Source organism: Streptomyces sp. NBC_00539 (genome assembly GCF_036346105.1).
Lineage (GTDB): Bacteria > Actinomycetota > Actinomycetes > Streptomycetales > Streptomycetaceae > Streptomyces.
In genome coordinates this window covers 2,194,114-2,210,831 of the sequence record NZ_CP107811.1, presented here as the reverse complement: position 1 = coordinate 2,210,831, position 16,718 = coordinate 2,194,114, and the positions used below count along the sequence as shown (strand labels likewise).

17 protein-coding genes and 1 pseudogene are annotated in these 16,718 nt (G+C 71.7%); 13 read left to right on the top strand and 5 right to left on the bottom strand.

Features of this window, described 5'->3' with window-relative positions:
- Window positions 1-141: 141 nt before the first annotated feature.
- Window positions 142-858 carry an IclR family transcriptional regulator NdgR gene (gene ndgR / locus OG861_RS09540; RefSeq protein WP_136213317.1) on the bottom strand — a complete coding sequence of 239 codons (717 nt, stop codon included), beginning with the start codon at window positions 856-858 and terminating at the stop codon, window positions 142-144.
- Window positions 859-977: 119 nt separating this feature from the next.
- On the opposite strand from ndgR, the gene leuC reads away from it, so the two are divergent.
- From leuC to OG861_RS09520, 4 genes are all read left to right on the top strand, one after another.
- Entirely contained in the window at window positions 978-2,402 is a 1,425-nt protein-coding gene (leuC, locus tag OG861_RS09535) for a 3-isopropylmalate dehydratase large subunit (protein ID WP_329198619.1), read from the top strand.
- 3 nt (window positions 2,403-2,405) lie between these two features.
- A complete protein-coding gene (leuD, locus tag OG861_RS09530) occupies window positions 2,406-2,999 on the top strand; it encodes a 3-isopropylmalate dehydratase small subunit (protein ID WP_329198621.1) in 594 nt (197 codons plus the stop codon).
- 137 nt (window positions 3,000-3,136) lie between these two features.
- Complete coding sequence (locus tag OG861_RS09525) at window positions 3,137-3,364, top strand: hypothetical protein (RefSeq protein ID WP_136213320.1); 228 nt, start codon at window positions 3,137-3,139, stop codon at window positions 3,362-3,364.
- A 144-nt stretch (window positions 3,365-3,508) separates the two neighbouring features.
- Window positions 3,509-4,186 carry an HU family DNA-binding protein gene (locus OG861_RS09520; protein WP_329198625.1) on the top strand — a complete coding sequence of 226 codons (678 nt, stop codon included), beginning with the start codon at window positions 3,509-3,511 and terminating at the stop codon, window positions 4,184-4,186.
- A 298-nt stretch (window positions 4,187-4,484) separates the two neighbouring features.
- Here the strand turns inward: OG861_RS09520 and cofC are convergent.
- Window positions 4,485-5,111 (bottom strand): annotated as a pseudogene (gene cofC, locus OG861_RS09515) (2-phospho-L-lactate guanylyltransferase); the annotation flags it as partial.
- Between the two features lie 217 nt (window positions 5,112-5,328).
- Here cofC and OG861_RS09510 point away from each other — a divergent pair.
- From OG861_RS09510 to OG861_RS09500, 3 genes are read left to right on the top strand one after another with little or no spacing between them, the layout of a single operon-like run.
- The gene (locus OG861_RS09510) at window positions 5,329-6,081 is read left to right on the top strand and encodes a lysophospholipid acyltransferase family protein (RefSeq protein ID WP_329198627.1); all 753 of its coding nucleotides are present in this window, start codon (window positions 5,329-5,331) and stop codon (window positions 6,079-6,081) included.
- Window positions 6,078-7,088 carry an NAD(P)H-dependent glycerol-3-phosphate dehydrogenase gene (locus OG861_RS09505; RefSeq protein WP_329198629.1) on the top strand — a complete coding sequence of 337 codons (1,011 nt, stop codon included), beginning with the start codon at window positions 6,078-6,080 and terminating at the stop codon, window positions 7,086-7,088. Before OG861_RS09510 ends, OG861_RS09505 begins: the two co-directional genes overlap by 4 nt.
- 39 nt (window positions 7,089-7,127) lie before the next feature.
- On the top strand, window positions 7,128-8,282 hold the full coding sequence (locus OG861_RS09500) for a D-alanine--D-alanine ligase family protein (protein WP_329198631.1): 1,155 nt from the start codon (window positions 7,128-7,130) through the stop codon (window positions 8,280-8,282).
- An 84-nt stretch (window positions 8,283-8,366) separates the two neighbouring features.
- On the opposite strand, the gene OG861_RS09495 is transcribed toward OG861_RS09500, so the two are convergent.
- On the bottom strand, window positions 8,367-8,867 hold the full coding sequence (locus OG861_RS09495) for a DUF3515 domain-containing protein (RefSeq protein WP_329198632.1): 501 nt from the start codon (window positions 8,865-8,867) through the stop codon (window positions 8,367-8,369).
- 22 nt (window positions 8,868-8,889) lie between these two features.
- Window positions 8,890-9,123: an Lrp/AsnC family transcriptional regulator gene (locus OG861_RS09490; protein WP_190186891.1), complete on the bottom strand. Its 234-nt coding sequence runs from the start codon at window positions 9,121-9,123 to the stop codon at window positions 8,890-8,892.
- Window positions 9,124-9,368: 245 nt separating this feature from the next.
- Here OG861_RS09490 and OG861_RS09485 point away from each other — a divergent pair, with 245 nt between their 5' ends.
- On the top strand, window positions 9,369-10,352 hold the full coding sequence (locus OG861_RS09485) for a thiamine-phosphate kinase (protein ID WP_329198635.1): 984 nt from the start codon (window positions 9,369-9,371) through the stop codon (window positions 10,350-10,352).
- Window positions 10,349-11,149 carry a bifunctional hydroxymethylpyrimidine kinase/phosphomethylpyrimidine kinase gene (gene thiD, locus OG861_RS09480; protein ID WP_329198637.1) on the top strand — a complete coding sequence of 267 codons (801 nt, stop codon included), beginning with the start codon at window positions 10,349-10,351 and terminating at the stop codon, window positions 11,147-11,149. Before OG861_RS09485 ends, thiD begins: the two co-directional genes overlap by 4 nt.
- 130 nt (window positions 11,150-11,279) lie before the next feature.
- On the opposite strand, the gene rpmB is transcribed toward thiD, so the two are convergent.
- Complete coding sequence (rpmB, locus tag OG861_RS09475) at window positions 11,280-11,465, bottom strand: 50S ribosomal protein L28 (protein WP_007266795.1); 186 nt, start codon at window positions 11,463-11,465, stop codon at window positions 11,280-11,282.
- Between the two features lie 147 nt (window positions 11,466-11,612).
- On the opposite strand from rpmB, the gene OG861_RS09470 reads away from it, so the two are divergent.
- From OG861_RS09470 to coaD, 4 genes are all read left to right on the top strand, one after another.
- Entirely contained in the window at window positions 11,613-13,340 is a 1,728-nt protein-coding gene (locus tag OG861_RS09470) for a DAK2 domain-containing protein (protein ID WP_329198639.1), read from the top strand.
- Between the two features lie 26 nt (window positions 13,341-13,366).
- Window positions 13,367-15,562, top strand: coding sequence for an ATP-dependent DNA helicase RecG (gene recG / locus OG861_RS09465; protein ID WP_329198640.1), 2,196 nt, complete (start codon window positions 13,367-13,369; stop codon window positions 15,560-15,562).
- A gap of 61 nt (window positions 15,563-15,623) precedes the next feature.
- The gene (gene rsmD / locus OG861_RS09460) at window positions 15,624-16,202 is read left to right on the top strand and encodes a 16S rRNA (guanine(966)-N(2))-methyltransferase RsmD (protein ID WP_329198641.1); all 579 of its coding nucleotides are present in this window, start codon (window positions 15,624-15,626) and stop codon (window positions 16,200-16,202) included.
- Window positions 16,203-16,216: 14 nt separating this feature from the next.
- Window positions 16,217-16,696, top strand: a complete 480-nt coding sequence (gene coaD / locus OG861_RS09455; protein WP_329202473.1) for a pantetheine-phosphate adenylyltransferase — start codon at window positions 16,217-16,219, stop codon at window positions 16,694-16,696.
- Window positions 16,697-16,718 lie beyond the last annotated feature (22 nt).

Here is a 16,718-nt window from a genome sequence, read left to right as displayed (position 1 = left end):
ACTCGTCATGTCGGGAAGCGTGCGGGGTCTGGCGAGGACCCGCGCGGGCCTATAAGTACGGGCCCGGGGGCGCGTGTTCGGACGTGTGCGGCGTCGTACGCGCCCCGGGCCCGGAGGGACGGGGGGAAGGGCGGGGAAAGGTCAGCCGGAGCGGCGCAGGGCCTCCGTGAGCCGGCCCGCGGCATCGATGACCGCCTGTGCGTGCATCCGGCCCGGGTGGCGGGTCAGGCGCTCGATCGGGCCGGAGACCGACACCGCGGCCACCACCCGGTTCGAGGGCCCGCGCACCGGCGCCGAGACGGAGGCCACACCGGGCTCCCGTTCGCCGATCGACTGGGCCCAGCCGCGGCGCCGTACGCCCGACAGGGCCGTCGCGGTGAAGCGCGCGCCCTGGAGCCCGCGGTGGAGCCGCTCGGGCTCCTCCCAGGCCATCAGGATCTGCGCGGCCGAGCCGGCCTTCATCGGGAGCGTGGAGCCCACCGGGACGGTGTCCCGCAGGCCCGACAGCCGCTCGGCCGCCGCCACGCAGATGCGCATGTCGCCCTGACGCCGGTAGAGCTGCGCGCTCTCGCCCGTCACGTCGCGGAGGTGGGTGAGCACCGGTCCGGCCGTGGCCAGCAGGCGGTCCTCGCCGGCCGCGGCGGCAAGCTCTGCCAGCCGCGGGCCGAGGATGAACCGGCCCTGCATGTCCCTCGCCACCATCCGGTGGTGTTCCAGTGCCACGGCAAGGCGATGTGCCGTGGGTCGTGCGAGCCCTGTCGCCGCGACCAGCCCGGCGAGGGTGGCCGGACCGGACTCCAGTGCGCTCAGTACCAGAGCTGCCTTGTCGAGAACGCCGACGCCGCTAGAGTTGTCCATGAAACGATATTCACGTCTCACACTGTGAAACGCAAGTTCAATTTTTCCAAGAAACAGCGAGTCTGTATGTACGGGTCCACGAACCACTGGGTCCGGGACGGTGAGCCGGAGGGAAAGCGATGGGTAGGACACTCGCGGAGAAGGTCTGGGACGACCATGTCGTCCGGCGCGCCGAGGGCGAGCCCGACCTCCTCTTCATCGATCTGCACCTGCTGCACGAGGTGACCAGCCCCCAGGCCTTCGAGGGTCTGCGCCAGGCCGGCCGCAAGGTCCGTCGCCTGGACCTCACCATCGCGACCGAGGACCACAACACCCCCACCATCGACATCGACAAGCCGATCGCGGACCCGGTTTCCCGGGCCCAGCTGGAGACGCTGCGGCGCAACTGCGCCGAGTTCGGGGTCCGCCTGCACTCGCTGGGCGACGTCGAGCAGGGCGTCGTCCACGTGGTGGGACCGCAGCTCGGACTGACCCAGCCCGGCACCACCGTGGTCTGCGGCGACTCGCACACCTCCACGCACGGCGCCTTCGGTGCGCTGGCCTTCGGCATCGGCACCAGCCAGGTCGAGCACGTGCTGGCGACCCAGACGCTGCCTCTGGCCCGCCCCAAGACGATGGCGATCACCGTCACCGGCGCGCTGGCCGAGGGCGTCACCGCCAAGGACCTGATCCTGGCGATCATCGCGAAGATCGGCACCGGCGGCGGCCAGGGCTACATCCTGGAATACCGCGGCGAGGCCATCGAGGAGCTCTCGATGGAAGCCCGCATGACCATCTGCAACATGTCGATCGAGGCCGGCGCCCGCGCGGGCATGATCGCCCCCGACCAGACCACCTTCGACTACCTCCAGGGCCGCGACCACGCCCCCGAGGGCGAGGACTGGGACGCGGCGGTCGCCTACTGGAAGACGCTGCGCACCGACGACGACGCCGTCTTCGACGCCGAGGTCGTCATCGACGGCGCCTCGCTGTCGCCGTTCGTCACCTGGGGCACCAACCCGGGCCAGGGCGCGCCGCTGTCGGCCAGCGTCCCCGACCCGGCTTCGTACGAGGACGCTTCGGAGCGCCTCGCCGCCGAAAAGGCCCTGGAGTACATGGGGTTGACGGCCGGACAGCCGCTGCGCGACATCAAGGTCGACACCGTCTTCGTAGGTTCCTGCACCAACGGCCGGATCGAGGACCTGCGCGCCGTCGCGGGCATCGTCGAGGGCCGCAAAGTCGCCGACGGCGTACGGATGCTGGTCGTCCCCGGCTCGGTCCGCGTCGCGCTCCAGGCCGTGGAGGAGGGCCTGGACAAGGTCTTCAAGGAGGCCGGGGCCGAATGGCGGCACGCGGGCTGCTCGATGTGTCTGGGCATGAACCCCGACCAACTGGCCCCCGGTGAGCGTTCCGCGTCCACCTCCAACCGCAACTTCGAGGGCCGCCAGGGCAAGGGCGGGCGCACCCACCTGGTCTCCCCGCAGGTGGCCGCCGCGACCGCGGTACTGGGCCACCTGGCCTCGCCCGCCGACCTGTCCGACGCCACCGCCCCCGCCGGAGTCTGAATCATGGAAGCTTTCACCACCCACACCGGCCGGGCCGTGCCGCTGCGCCGCAGCAACGTCGACACCGACCAGATCATCCCGGCGCACTGGCTGAAGAAGATCACCCGCGACGGGTTCGAGGACGGGCTCTTCGAGGCCTGGCGCAAGGACCCGGAGTTCGTCACCAACCGTCCGGAGCGCGCCGGCGCGACCGTGCTGGTCGCCGGCCCCGACTTCGGTACCGGCTCCTCGCGCGAGCACGCCGTCTGGGCCCTGCAGAACTTCGGCTTCAAGACCGTCATCTCCTCGCGCTTCGCCGACATCTTCCGCGGCAACTCGTTGAAGAACGGCTTGCTGACCGTCGTCCTGCCCCAGGAGACGGTCGAGCGGCTGTGGCAGCTGACCGAGGCCGACCCCACCGCCGAGATCACGGTCGACCTCGTGGACCGCAAGGTCCGAGCCGAAGGCGTCGAGGCGGAGTTCGAACTCGACGACAACGCCCGCTGGCGCCTGCTGGAGGGTCTGGACGACATCTCCCTCACCCTTCAGAACGAAGCGGACATCGCCACGTACGAAAGCACCCGGCCCACGTTCAAGCCGCGCACGATTCAGGCGTGATTCCAGCCTGATCAGCGCTTATTCGCCCTCGGGTGATCACGACGCCCCCACTGTGCCCTCCGCCTCCCGGCGGGGGGCACAGTCGTGTGTTGAGGCCCCGTGAGGCGACAACTCGCCCCAGATGGCACAATCTGTGCATGGAACGCGACAGTCAACTTGAGCTCTACGAAGTCGTCGCGAACCGACTGAAAGAAGCACACGCAAGGGTGCGCACGCTGCAAGTCCCGGAGGGCGTACGGATGGCGCTGTCCCGGAAGCTGTTGGTCGTCACGGCTGCGGCGAAGCATGATCTCGCCGATGCGGCAAGGCGCCTGGACAGGTTGATGAAGGACCTCGACGAGGGTCGATTCCCTGAAGGCGACTGATGCGAAGGAACTCCGTAACGGCTTACAACGTTGCGGCACTAGGGTGATTAGCCCGTTTCGTGTTTGATTTGCGGTATATATCCGCCTAACGTGCGAAATAAGCTTGAACACATTCGTTCTGGCGAAGTCTCCGAAGGGGAAGACGTGAACAAGGCGCAGCTCGTAGAAGCGATTGCCGACAAGCTCGGCGGCCGCCAGCAGGCCGCGGACGCGGTCGACGCGGTACTGGACGCCATGGTCCGCGCGGTCGTCGCGGGCGACCGGGTCTCGGTCACCGGCTTCGGCTCGTTCGAGAAGGTCGACCGTCCGGCCCGCTACGCCCGCAACCCGCAGACGGGTGAGCGCGTCCGGGTCAAGAAGACCTCGGTTCCCCGTTTCCGCGCGGGTCAGGGCTTCAAGGACCTGGTCAGCGGCACCAAGAAGCTCCCCAAGGGTGGAGAGGTCGCCGTCAAGAAGGCGCCGAAGGGCAGCCTCACGGGCGCGCCGCCCACCGTCGCCAAGGCCGTCGGCAAGAAGGCCACCGCGAAGAAGACGGCCGCCAAGTCGACCTCCGCGCGCAAGACCACGACCGCCGCCACCACCAAGAAGGCCGCCGCCAAGAAGACGACCGCGGCCGCAAAGAAGACCTCCCCCGCCACGAAGAAGACGGCGGCCGGCTCCACCACGGCCGCGGCGAAGAAGACCACCGCCAAGAAGGCCACGTCCACGGCCAAGAAGACGGCTCCGGCGGCCAAGAAGACCACCGCGAAGACCACGGCGCCCGCCAAGAAGACGACGGCGCGCAAGACCACCGCGAAGAAGACCACCGCCCGCAAGAAGTAGCGGGGGCGCGAGTCACACACGCCGGGCCGGCTTCCCCAGGGCGGGGAAGCCGGCCCGCGGTGCGTCCGCACGGCCCGGTGGTGGGCGCGCAGCCCCGTCAGAACGTCTGCAGGGTGACCAGGGTGATGCGCAGGTCCGTCCCCGAACCCTCCGTCTCGATCCGCACGCGCTGTCCCGGACGCAGCAGCCGCAGGCCGCCCGCGTCGAACGCCGCGGCCTCGAAGGGCACCGGGGTGCCGTCGTCCAGCAGCACACTGCCGCTGCGGGTCTGGGAGTCGTACGTGTACGCGGTCGCCTGCATACCGGCACTGTATCGGGCCGTGTGACGGCCGACCCCGAGGGCGAGGGCCGTGCGCAGGTCCGCGCCCGTGTCCACGTCCCGGCGGATGCTGTCGACGCCGGTCAGGGCGATTTCCACCGCCCCGGACGCCGAATGCCGGGCCCGCGACGGGCCGCCGAACGAGGGCGCCAATTCCACGTCCGGCGCAGCGGAAAGCAGGGTCGTCCCGATTCCCGCCGCATCGGCCAGAAAAGCCCGCGGAAATACCGAAGCGGTATCGAGCACGCGTAGCAATTCCGGCGGCCGCAGCGCGGGCAGGTCCGCGTTCAGCGCGGCCACCGCCGCCCCGGGCCGCCCCGACCGCACCGCCCGTGCCCCGTGGGCCAGCGCCGCGTTGAGCCCGGCGCCGGGGGCGTCGGGGACTATCCGCGCCCCCAGCCGCGCCAGTTCCGCGCCCGCCACCGCGTCGTCCGTGACGACCACCACATCGGCCACCGCCGCGCAGGCCAGCGCCCCCGCCACGGTGTCCTGGGCGAAGGCCAGGGCGAGCGCCGGGCGCCAGCCGCCGACGGCCGCCGCGAGCCGGCTCTTGGCCAGCGCGAGCGGCTTCAACGGGACCACCAGACTCCAGACGGCGTTCGTCACGGCCCCCCTTCCCTCCGGTGCGCCCCCGCACGCGCTCGGGCCGTGGTCAGGTCACGGCCCGGTCATCAGTCGCCCTATTGTCACCTCAGCCCGGGCACGGGTGGGTCGGGCGGCCTGAGCGGGGCGTACGGTGTTCTCGACAGAGACCGGACCTGGGGCGACACTTGTCCGGCCCGCGAGGTGCCCGCGCGCCCCGGTCTTAGAGGAAGGTGTCCGAGTGTCCCGCCGCAGAATCGGCTTCTGGTACCGCCTGGCGGCGGTCATCGCGAAACCGCCGCTGGTAGTGCTCTTCAAGCGGGACTGGCGGGGAATGGAGCACATTCCGGCCGACGGCGGCTTTATCACCGCCGTCAATCACAACTCGTATCTGGACCCGCTCTCCTACGCGCACTTCCAGTACAACACCGGCCGGGTTCCGCGGCTGCTCGCGAAGGCCGCCCTGTTCAAGGTGCCTTTCGTCGGCATGATCCTGCGCGGCTCGGGACAGATCCCCGTCTACCGGGAGACCACCAACGCCCTCGACGCGTTCCGGGCGGCCGTCGCCGCCATCGAACGCGGGGAATGCGTGGCCTTTTACCCGGAGGGCACTTTGACCCGCGACCCGGGGATGTGGCCCATGGCCGGCAAGACCGGAGTGGCCAGGGTGGCGCTGGTGACCAAGGCCCCCGTCATCCCGGTGGCCCAGTGGGGCGCGAACCTCGCGATGCCGCCGTACGCCAAGGAGAACAAGGTCAGCCTCTTCCCGCGCAAGACCCTCCAGGTGCTCGCCGGGCCGCCCGTGGACCTCTCCGAGTTCTACGACCACGAGCCCACCCCCGACGTGCTCAAGGCGGCCACCGAGGCCATCATGGCGGCGGTCACCGGGCTGCTGGAGGAGCTGCGCGGCGAGAAGGCGCCCGAGCAGCCGTACGACCACCGCAGGGCCAGGGCGGAACAGCGGCGCAAGGCCGCGGGGGAGGGCATGAAGTGACACGTCCCGTGAAGGCAGCCGTGTACGGAACCGGCTCCTGGGGCACGGCGTTCGCCATGGTCCTCGCCGACGCCGGCTGCGAGGTGACCCTCTGGGGCCGCCGCAAGGAGCTGGCCGACGCCGTCAACACCGGCCGGAGCAACCCGGACTACCTGCCCGGCGTCGAGCTCCCCGCCGGCATCCGGGCCACCACCGACGCCGCCGAAGCCGCCGAGGGGGCCGACTTCACGGTCCTCGCCGTGCCCTCCCAGACCCTGCGCGGCAACCTGGCCGCCTGGGCGCCGCTGCTGGCCCCCGACACCGTGCTCGTCTCCCTGATGAAGGGCATCGAACTCGGCACCGCCAAGCGGATGAGCGAGGTCATCGAAGAGGTCGCCGGAGTCCCGGCCGCGCGCGTCGCCGTGGTCACCGGCCCCAACCTGGCCCGCGAGATCGCCGCCCGCCAGCCCGCCGCGTCCGTGGTCGCCTGCGTGGACGAAGCCGTCGCCCAGCGCCTCCAGGCCGCCTGCCACACCCCTTACTTCCGCCCCTACACCAACACCGACGTGGTCGGCTGCGAGCTCGGCGGCGCCGTCAAGAACGTCATCGGCCTCGCCGTCGGCATCGCGGACGGCATGGGCCTGGGCGACAACACCAAGGGCTCGCTCATCACCCGCGGCCTCGCCGAGACGACCCGCCTCGGCCTCGCCATGGGCGCGGACCCGCTCACCTTCTCCGGCCTGGCCGGCCTCGGCGACCTGGTCGCCACCTGCTCCTCGCCGCTCTCCCGGAACCACACCTTCGGCACCAACCTCGGCCGCGGGATGACCCTGGAGGAGACCATCGCGGTCACCAAGCAGACCGCGGAAGGGGTCAAGTCCTGCCAGTCCGTGGCGGATCTGGCCCACCGGCACGGAGTGGACATGCCGATCACCGAGACGGTCGTCGACATCGTGCACCACGGCAAGCCCACGCTGGTCGCATTGAAGGAACTCATGGGCCGCAGCGCCAAACCGGAACGCCGCTGAGTCCTTTCCGGACGTCCGAGCGGGTACTCTCGTGGCGATATGAGCAGCGAGAACCTCCCCCAGACCCCTGAGCAGCAGGGCCGCAAGCCCCGCGTGGCCGTCGTGTTCGGCGGCCGCAGCTCGGAACACGCCATCTCGGTCGTCACGGCCGGCGCCGTGCTGCGCTCCATCGACCGGTCCAAGTACGAGGTGCTGCCCATCGGCATCACCACGGACGGCCGGTGGGCGCTGACCGCCGACGAGCCCTCCCGGATGGCCATCGCCGACCGGAAGCTCCCGAACGTCGACGAGCTCGCGGACTCCGAGGACGGCGCCGTCGTCCTCTCCGTCGACCCGGCGAACCGCGAGGTCGTCTACACCGAGCCGGGCGCCGTTCCCAAGGCCCTGGGCGAGGTCGACGTCGTCTTCCCCGTGCTGCACGGCCCGTACGGAGAGGACGGCACCCTCCAGGGGCTCCTGGAACTCGCCGGGGTCCCCTACGTCGGCTCCGGAGTCCTCGCCTCGGCCGTCGGCCAGGACAAGGACTACATGAAGCGGGTGTTCACCTCCTTCGGGCTGAACGTCGGCCCGTACGTGACCATCCGCCCCCGCGAGTGGTCCGACCCGGACGCCGCCCGCGGCAAGATCCTGGACTTCGCCGCCGAACACGGCTGGCCGCTGTTCATCAAGCCCGCCCGGGCCGGATCCTCGATCGGCATCACCAAGGTCGACGACGCCGCCGCCCTCGACGCGGCCGTCGCCGAGGCCCAGCGCCACGACCCGAAGATCATCGTCGAGGCGCTGCTGCGCGGCCGCGAGATCGAGTGCGGCGTGCTGGAATTCGAGGACGGGCCCCGTGCGAGCGCCCCGGCGGAGATCCCGCCGGTCTCCAGCCACGACTTCTACGACTTCGAGGCGAAGTACATCGACTCCGCTTCCGGGATCGTGCCCGCCCCGCTCACCCCCGAGCAGACCGCCGAGGTGCAGCGGCTCGCGATCGAGGCCTTCGAGGCAGCGTCCTGCGAGGGACTGGTGCGCGCCGACTTCTTCCTCACCGAGGACGGCACCTTCGTCATCAACGAGATCAACACGATGCCGGGCTTCACCCCGATCTCCATGTACCCCCGCATGTGGCAGGAGTCGGGCGTCGAGTACCCGGAGCTGGTCGACCTCCTGATCCAGGCCGCCCTGCGCCGCTCCACCGGACTGCGCTGAGCCCGGCCAGGCCGTACGCACGAAAGGACCGCCCGCCGGATCTCCGGCGGGCGGTCCTCGTGGGAACGGGGGGCGGGCGGTGCCTCAGTAGGAGGAGATGCCCTCCGGAACGGTCTTGGCTACCGCCCCCGAGAGCCCGACGAGCATCTGCGCGTCGGTGGCGTGTTCCTTGTCCACCCGGACTTCGGTGTACGCCAGCCGCAGCCCGGTCGTGAACCGGTAACCGCCGCCCTCGCCGTCGGGCAGCTTCTCCACCAACCAGCCCACTCCGTTGACCTCGACGCCGTCCTGCTTCGGATCGGCCATCCGCGGCGGCTTGGGGATACCGCACCGCAGTACGATCGCCGAGCCGCCCCACGCGGCGGTCAGCGGCGACTGCGGTGTGGTGCCGGTCCGCTCCAGACCGGCCACCGTGTCCGGGAGCTCCTCGTGCAGTGCCGCACAGAGTCCCGCGACCTCGGCGGGCGGCGTGGGCGGTGGCTCCAGCCGGACCGGCGAACCGTCCGGAGCGCAGCCCGTGAGGGCCAGCAGGGCGGTGCAGGCAGGCAGGGCCAGGAGACGCAGCGGCCGGCGGTGGTCAGACATCACCGGCCAAGAGTAGACGGGGCTACAGATGGACCACGGGGCAGGTCAAGGTGCGGGTGATCCCCTCCACCTGCTGGACCTTGGCGACCACCATGCGGCCGAGATCGTCGACGGTGTCGGCCTGGGCGCGCACGATCACGTCGTACGGGCCCGTCACGTCCTCGGCTTGGATCACCCCCGGGATCCGGCCGATGGACTCGGCGACGAACGACGCCTTGCCCACCTCGGTCTGGATGAGGATGTACGCCTGTACCACGGAACCTCCAGGGCGGCCACGAGGATCATTTCCCCTAACCTTCGGTTGGGCCCTGGAACTGCGGGTGGGCCCGGGGAAGAAGGGACGCCACGGTACCGCGTCGCCGAGCGCCGCGGGGAGACCCGCGAGCCCGGCACCACGCACGGCGGGGCGCACATGGAGCAGAAGTTGACGTATCTGTTGACGGTACCCAGAGCTGTGACGGCTCGCGACCGCAAGCGGACTGGGCAAGAAGGGGCACAGCGATGAAGGGCACTGTGGGCGAGCTGGGGGAGTTCGGGCTCATTCGGGAGCTCACCTCACGGCTCACCACCACCCCGGCGGTCCGGCTCGGACCCGGGGACGACGCCGCGGTGGTGTCGGCCCCCGACCGACGGGTCGTGGCGAGTACGGACATCCTCCTGGAAGGCCGGCACTTCCGGCGCGACTGGTCCACGGCCTACGACGTCGGCCGCAAGGCCGCCGCCCAGAACCTCGCCGACATCGCCGCCATGGGCGCGGTGCCGACCGCGCTCCTGCTCGGCCTCGTGGTACCGGCGGAACTGCCGGTGACCTGGCCCACCGAGCTGATGGACGGCATCCGCGACGAGTGCCAGGTCGCCGGGGCGGCCGTGGTCGGCGGCGACGTCGTACGCGGTGACACCATCACCGTCGCCATCACCGCCCTCGGCGACCTGCGCAACCACGAACCCGTGCTGCGCTCCGGCGCCCGGCCCGGCGACGTGGTCGCCGTCACCGGCTGGCTGGGCTGGTCCGCGGCCGGGTTCGCCGTGCTCTCGCGCGGCTTCCGCTCCCCGCGGGCCTTCGTGGAGGCCCACCGGCGTCCCGAGCCGCCCTACCACGCCGGTCCCGCCGCGGCCGGCCTCGGCGCCACCGCCATGACGGACGTCAGCGACGGCCTGGTCGCCGACCTCGGTCACATCGCCGAGGCCAGCAAGGTACGGATCGACCTGCGCTCGGCGGCCGTCGACATCCCGAGCCAGATGTACGACATCGGCCAGGCCGTCGGCGTGGACCCGCTCCAGTGGGTCCTCACCGGAGGCGAGGACCACGCCATCGTGGCGACCTTCCCGCCCGACGTGAAACTGCCCGCCCGCTGGAAGGTCATCGGCGAGGTGCAGAACCGCTCCGCGCTGCCCCAGGTGACCGTCGACGGCGCCCCCTGGACCAGCACCGGCGGGTGGGACCACTTCGGCGCCGACCCGGCCGCCGAGGAGCCTTCCCGGTGAACCGCCCGCCGCTGTGCCTGACCGTCGCCGGATCCGACTCCGGCGGCGGCGCCGGCATCCAGGCGGACCTCAAGACGATGCTGGCGCTCGGCGTGCACGGGATGAGCGTCGTCACCGCCGTGACCGCCCAGAACTCGCTCGGCGTGCAGGGTGTCTGGGAGCTGCCCGCCGAAGCCGTCAGGGCCCAGTACCGGGCCGTGGTGGACGACATCGGGGTGCAGGCCGTCAAGACCGGGATGCTGTCCTCGGCGGCCCTCGTGGAGACGGTGGCCGAACTCCTCGCCTCCACCGCGGCCCCTGCGGTCGTGGACCCCGTCGGGGTCTCCAAGCACGGCGACGCGCTGCTCGCCGCCTCGGCGCTGGACGCCGTACGCGGGGAACTGCTGCCCAGGGCCACGGTGGCGACACCGAACCTCGACGAGGTGACGCAGCTCACCGGGGTCGTCGTCGAGAACGAGGACGACATGCGCCGGGCCGCCGACGCGGTCCTCGGTTACGGCCCGCGCTGGGCCCTGATCAAGGGCGGCCACCTGACGGCACACGGCGACGAGGCCGTGGACCTGCTGACCGACGGCGCCGCGGAACACTGGCTGCGCGCCCCCCGGTACGACAACCGGCACACCCACGGCACGGGCTGCACCCTGGCCAGCGCCGTCGCGGCGGGCCTCGCCCAGGGCCTGGACGTACCCGCGGCCGTCAAGGCGGCCAAGGAGTACGTCACCGGCGCCCTCGCGGCCGGCTTCGCGCTCGGCGCGGGCATCGGCCCCGTGGACCACGCCTGGCGGTGGCGCCCCTAGGCCGCCCGGCAACGACGCGCGGGGCCGGTGAACTCACCGGACCGCGCGCGGGAAAGGCAAAAGGCCGGTCCACGAGGTGGACCGGCCTTCTTGGCAACCGGAAAGGGCTGCGCTACGACGACGGAAGGCGTCAGCGCGAGACCTTGCCGGCCTTGATGCACGAGGTGCAGGCGTTGAGGCGCTTCGGCGTCCCATTGACCACGGCACGGACGCGCTGGATGTTCGGGTTCCAGCGACGCGAGGTGCGGCGGTGCGAGTGGGAGATGTTGTTGCCGAAGCTCGGCCCCTTGGCGCAAACGTCGCAGTTGGCAGCCACAGGTCACTCCAAAGACTTCAGATGCACTTACAGTGAATCCGGCGCACCGGAATCAGAGATCCGAAGTGGTTTGCCGGGGGAATGGCCCGACTCTCATCGGGCAACCGGAGCAGCATACAACGACTGCGCCCGTCCAAGAAAACTACCATGGGCTCCGCCGGCCCCGCCCGGACGGCCGGCCTTGGTTACCCTGCGGTGAACCCCGGCCCGCACAAGGAGGAACGCCCGGTGCCGCACGAGCCTGCGCCGCAGTCCGCCGACGAGCTCGACGCCGAAGCGGTGCGCGCCTGGAGTTCGCTGGCCCTGGCCGCCCTGGACCGGGCCCGCGAGGACATCGACGCCATCAACGTCTACCCCGTCGCCGACGCCGACACCGGCACCAACCTCTACCTCACCGCCGAGTCCGCCGACCGCGAGCTGGCCGCCGCCTTCGAGGACGAGACGCGGACCACTGCCGCCCCCTCCCTCCCCGAAGCCGTACGGGCCTTCGCGCACGGCGCCCTCATAGGCGCCCGGGGCAACTCCGGCACCATCCTGGCGCAGCTGCTGCGCGGGGTGGCGGACGTCCTCGGCGCCGAACCGGGGGAACGGGCGCCCGGCCCGATGCTCGCGCAGGCGCTGGCCCGGGCCGCCGAAGAGGCGTACCAGGCCGTCGCACACCCCGTCGAGGGCACCATGCTCACCGTGGCGACCGCCGCGGCACGGGCGGCGGGCGCCGCCGCCGGGACCGCCGCCGACGTGGCCCGCGCCGCCTACGACGGGGCCCGTGCGGCCCTCGCCGAGACCCCCGGGCAGCTGGCCGCGCTGGGCCGGGCCGGCGTGGTCGATGCCGGAGGCTGCGGGGTGGTCGCCGTACTCGGGGCGCTGTGGCAGGCGCTGTCCGGTCAGGAACCCGCGCCGGAACCCGTCCGGGGGCGGGCCGTGCCCGTACCGCAGCCGCCGCAGCCCTGCGACGCGCAGGACCAGGGCGGACCCGCGTACGAGGTGATCTACCTGCTCGAGGCCACCGAAGCCGCCGTTGCCACGCTGCGGACCCGGCTCGACGGGCTCGGCGACTCGCTGGTGGTGGTCGGTGGCGAGGGGCTCTGGAACGTCCACGTCCACGTCGACGATCCCGGGGCGGCCGTGGAGGCCGGGGTGGTCGCCGGGCGGCCCTACCGCATCCGCATCACCCACTTCGGCGACGAGCGGCGCCGCGCGCGGACCGAGCGCGTCCAGCGGGCCGTGGTCGCCGTGGTCCCGGGCGAGGGGCTGGCCGGTCTGTGCGGGGAGGCGGGCGCGACGACCGTCCTGGCCCGGCCCGGGGAGGCGCCGGCGGTCGCGCAACTGGCCGACGCGATCCGGCGGGCCCACGCCCGCGAGGTGGTCGTGCTGCCCAACGACAGCGAATGGCGCGCGGCGGCCTCGGCGGCCGCCGAGGAGGTCCGCGCCGACGGCGTACGCGTCGCCGTGATCCCCACGCGCTCGGCGGTCCAGGGCCTGGCCGCCCTCGCCGTGCACGACGGGGACGCCAGCTTCGACGAGGACGTGGTGGCCATGACCGCCGCCGCGGGCGCCACCCGCTACGGGGAACTGGCCGTCGCCGAACGGCAGTCCTTCACCTCCGCCGGCATCTGCCAGGAAGGCGACGTGCTCGGCCTCATCGACGGCGACGTCGCCGTCATCGGATCCGGCCTGCCCGAGACCGCGGAGGCCGTCCTGGCGCGGATGCTGGGCTCCGGCGGCGAACTCGTCACGCTCGTCCTGGGACCGGAGGTCCCCGACGCGCTCGCCGCGCGCCTGGAGGCGTACGTCCAGCACGGGCACCTGGCCGTCGACACCGTCACCTACCGGGGCGGCCGGTATTCGGCGCCGCTGCTCATCGGGGTCGAATAGCCGCGTTGTCGGCGCCATGGTGTGCAATGGAACACGTGCCCGCGCTCGACGAAGACCTCAAGAAGACGCTCGGCCCCGCCACCGCGAAGGTGCTGGCCGAGCAGCTCGGCCTGCACACGGCCCTGGACCTGCTCCACCACTACCCGCGGCGGTACGCGGAGCGGGGCGAGCTCACGCCCCTCGCCGACCTCGCCGACCAGATCGACGAGCACGTGACGGTCGTCGCACAGGTCGCCGACGCGAGGCTCCTCACCTACCAGGGCAGCCGGGGCGGCGGCAAGCGCCTCGAAGTCACCATCACCGACGGCAGCGGCCGGCTCCAGCTCGTCTTCTTCGGCGCGGGCGTCCACAAACCGCACAAGGACCTGCTCCCCGGCAGCCGCGCCATGTTCGCGGGCAAGGTCGGCATGTTCAACCGCAAGCTCCAGCTCTCCCACCCCGCCTACGAGCCCCTCGGCGCCGACGCCTCCGACCGGGACGCGGCCACCGCCTTCGCCAACCAGCTCATCCCGATCTACCCGGCCTGCGCCAAGCTGGAGTCCTGGAAGATCGCCAAGTGTGTGGACGCCGTACTGCCCCGGGCCCGGGAGACCGTGGACCCGCTCCCCGCGGCGCTGCGCGAGGGCCGGGGCCTGGTCCCGCTCCCCGAAGCGCTGCTCAAGATCCACCGGCCGGGAACCAAGGCCGACATCGAGGACGCCCGGCAGCGACTCAAGTGGGACGAGGCCTTCGTCCTCCAGGTCGCCCTCGCCCGCCGCCGGCACGCCGACTCCCAGCTCCCCGCCGTGCCGCGCCGCGCCGCCCCCGGCGGACTGCTCGACGCCTTCGACGCGAAGCTGCCCTTCACCCTCACCGCGGGCCAGCAGACCGTCTCCAAGGAGATCTTCGACGACCTCGCCACCGAACACCCCATGCACCGCCTCCTGCAGGGCGAGGTCGGCTCCGGCAAGACGCTGGTCGCGCTGCGGGCCATGCTCGCCGTCGTCGGCTCCGGCGGGCAGGCCGCGATGCTCGCGCCCACCGAGGTGCTCGCCCAGCAACACCACCGCTCCATCACCGAGATGATGGGCGAGCTCGCCGAGGGCGGGATGCTGGGCGGCTGCGACCAGGGCACCAAAGTGGTGCTGCTGACCGGCTCGATGGGGATGCCCGCGCGGCGGCAGGCGCTCCTCGACCTGGTCACCGGCGAGGCCGGCATCGTCATCGGCACCCACGCGCTCATCGAGGACAAGGTGCAGTTCCACGACCTCGGCCTGGTCGTCGTGGACGAGCAGCACCGTTTCGGGGTGGAGCAGCGCGACGCGCTGCGCTCCAAGGGGAAGCAGCCCCCGCACCTGCTGGTGATGACGGCGACCCCGATCCCGCGCACGGTCGCCATGACCGTCTTCGGCGACCTGGAGACCTCCGTCCTGGACCAGCTGCCCGCCGGCCGCTCCCCGATCGCCACGCACGTGGTCCCCGCCAAGGACAAGCCGCACTTCCTCGCCCGGGCCTGGGAACGGGTCCGCGAGGAGGTCGACAAGGGCCACCAGGCGTACGTGGTGTGCCCGCGGATCGGCGACGAGGCGGACGAGAAGAAGAAGTCCGCCGAGGACGAGAGCGAGAAGCGGCCTCCGCTGGCCGTCCTGGAGATCGCCGAACAGCTGGTCAAGGGCCCGCTCGCCGGGCTGTCGGTCGAGGTGCTCCACGGCCGGATGGACCCCGCCGACAAGGACGACGTGATGCGCCGCTTCGCCGCCGGCGAGGTCAAGGTGCTCGTCGCCACCACCGTCATCGAGGTCGGGGTGAACGTCCCGAACTCCACCGTGATGGTGATCATGGATGCCGACCGGTTCGGCGTCTCGCAGCTCCACCAGCTGCGCGGCCGGGTCGGCCGTGGCTCCGCGCCCGGGCTGTGCCTCCTGGTCAGCGAGATGCACGAGGCCAGCCCCGCCCGGGCCCGCCTCGCCGCCGTCGCCGCCACCCTCGACGGGTTCGAGCTGTCCCGGATCGACCTGGAGCAGCGCCGCGAGGGCGACGTCCTCGGCCAGGCCCAGTCGGGCGTGCGCTCCTCGCTGCGGATGCTCGCGGTCATCGAGGACGAGGAGGTCATCGCGCAGGCCCGCGAGGAAGCCACCCGCGTGGTCGCCGAAGACCCCGAACTGACCGGTCTGCCGGGCCTGCGCACCGCGCTCGACGCCCTGCTGGACACCGAGCGCGAGCAGTACCTGGAGAAGGGCTGACCGGTACGACATATCGTGGGAGCCCACAGGCATTCCCGCATTCCCCACCCGAAGGACCCAGATGACGCGCGTGATCGCCGGCAGCGCCGGCGGGCGACGGCTGGCCGTGCCCCCCGGCACCGGCACCCGCCCGACCTCGGACCGGATGCGCGAAGGGCTCTTCTCCACCTGGGAGTCGCTGCACGGCGTCGAGGGGTCCCGGGTGCTGGACCTGTACGCCGGCTCCGGCGCGGTCGGCCTGGAGGCGCTCTCGCGCGGCGCCGACCACGCACTGCTGGTCGAGCCCGACGCCAAGGCCGCCAAGGCGATCCGCGACAACATCAAGGCGGTCGGCCTGCCGGGCGCCGACTTCCGGGCCGGGAAGGCGGAACAGATCGTCGCGGCGGCCCCCCAGGGGGAGCCCTACGACGTCGTGTTCCTCGACCCCCCGTACGCCGTGGGCCACGATGATCTCCGGGAGATCCTCCTCACACTCCGGGCCAATGGCTGGATCACGGACGATGCGCTCGTCACCGTGGAGCGCAGCACCAGGAGCGGCGCCTTCCCGTGGCCCGAGGGCTTCGAGCCGCTCCGGTCGCGCAAGTACGGTGAGGGCACCCTTTGGTACGGACGCGCCGCTTTCACCAGCGAAGACTCATGAACGAGGGAGTTCAGTTGCGCCGCGCAGTCTGTCCGGGGTCCTTCGATCCCATCCACAACGGACACCTCGACATCATCGGACGCGCCTCCAGGCTGTACGACGTCGTGCACGTCGCCGTGATGATCAACCGGTCGAAGCAGGGCCTGTTCACCGTCGAGGAGCGGATCGAGCTGATCCGCGAGGCGACGGCCGACTACGGCAACATCCAGGTCGAGGCCTTCCACGGCCTGCTCGTCGACTTCTGCAAGCAGCGGGACATCCCGGCCATCGTCAAGGGCCTGCGCGCGGTCAGCGACTTCGACTACGAGCTCCAGATGGCGCAGATGAACATGGGCCTGTCGGGCGTCGAGACGCTGTTCGTCCCGACCATCCCCACCTACAGCTTCCTGTCCTCCTCGCTGGTCAAGGAGGTCGCGGCCTGGGGCGGCGACGTCGCCCACCTGCTTCCCGCGCACGTACACGCGGCGCTCCTGGCGCGGCTCGCCGAGCGCTGACCGCAGGGCGTTCCCCCAGCCG

What these genes read in the sequence shown, in the direction of transcription:
- ndgR (WP_136213317.1), bottom strand. Translation starts at nt 858, where the DNA reads ATGGACAACTCTAGCGGCGTCGGCGTTCTCGACAAGGCAGCTCTGGTA.
- leuC (WP_329198619.1), top strand. Translation starts at nt 978, where the DNA reads ATGGGTAGGACACTCGCGGAGAAGGTCTGGGACGACCATGTCGTCCGG.
- leuD (WP_329198621.1), top strand. Translation starts at nt 2,406, where the DNA reads ATGGAAGCTTTCACCACCCACACCGGCCGGGCCGTGCCGCTGCGCCGC.
- OG861_RS09525 (WP_136213320.1), top strand. Translation starts at nt 3,137, where the DNA reads ATGGAACGCGACAGTCAACTTGAGCTCTACGAAGTCGTCGCGAACCGA.
- OG861_RS09500 (WP_329198631.1), top strand. Translation starts at nt 7,128, where the DNA reads ATGAGCAGCGAGAACCTCCCCCAGACCCCTGAGCAGCAGGGCCGCAAG.
- OG861_RS09495 (WP_329198632.1), bottom strand. Translation starts at nt 8,867, where the DNA reads ATGTCTGACCACCGCCGGCCGCTGCGTCTCCTGGCCCTGCCTGCCTGC.
- OG861_RS09485 (WP_329198635.1), top strand. Translation starts at nt 9,369, where the DNA reads ATGAAGGGCACTGTGGGCGAGCTGGGGGAGTTCGGGCTCATTCGGGAG.
- OG861_RS09470 (WP_329198639.1), top strand. Translation starts at nt 11,613, where the DNA reads ATGGGCTCCGCCGGCCCCGCCCGGACGGCCGGCCTTGGTTACCCTGCG.
- recG (WP_329198640.1), top strand. Translation starts at nt 13,367, where the DNA reads ATGGAACACGTGCCCGCGCTCGACGAAGACCTCAAGAAGACGCTCGGC.
- rsmD (WP_329198641.1), top strand. Translation starts at nt 15,624, where the DNA reads ATGACGCGCGTGATCGCCGGCAGCGCCGGCGGGCGACGGCTGGCCGTG.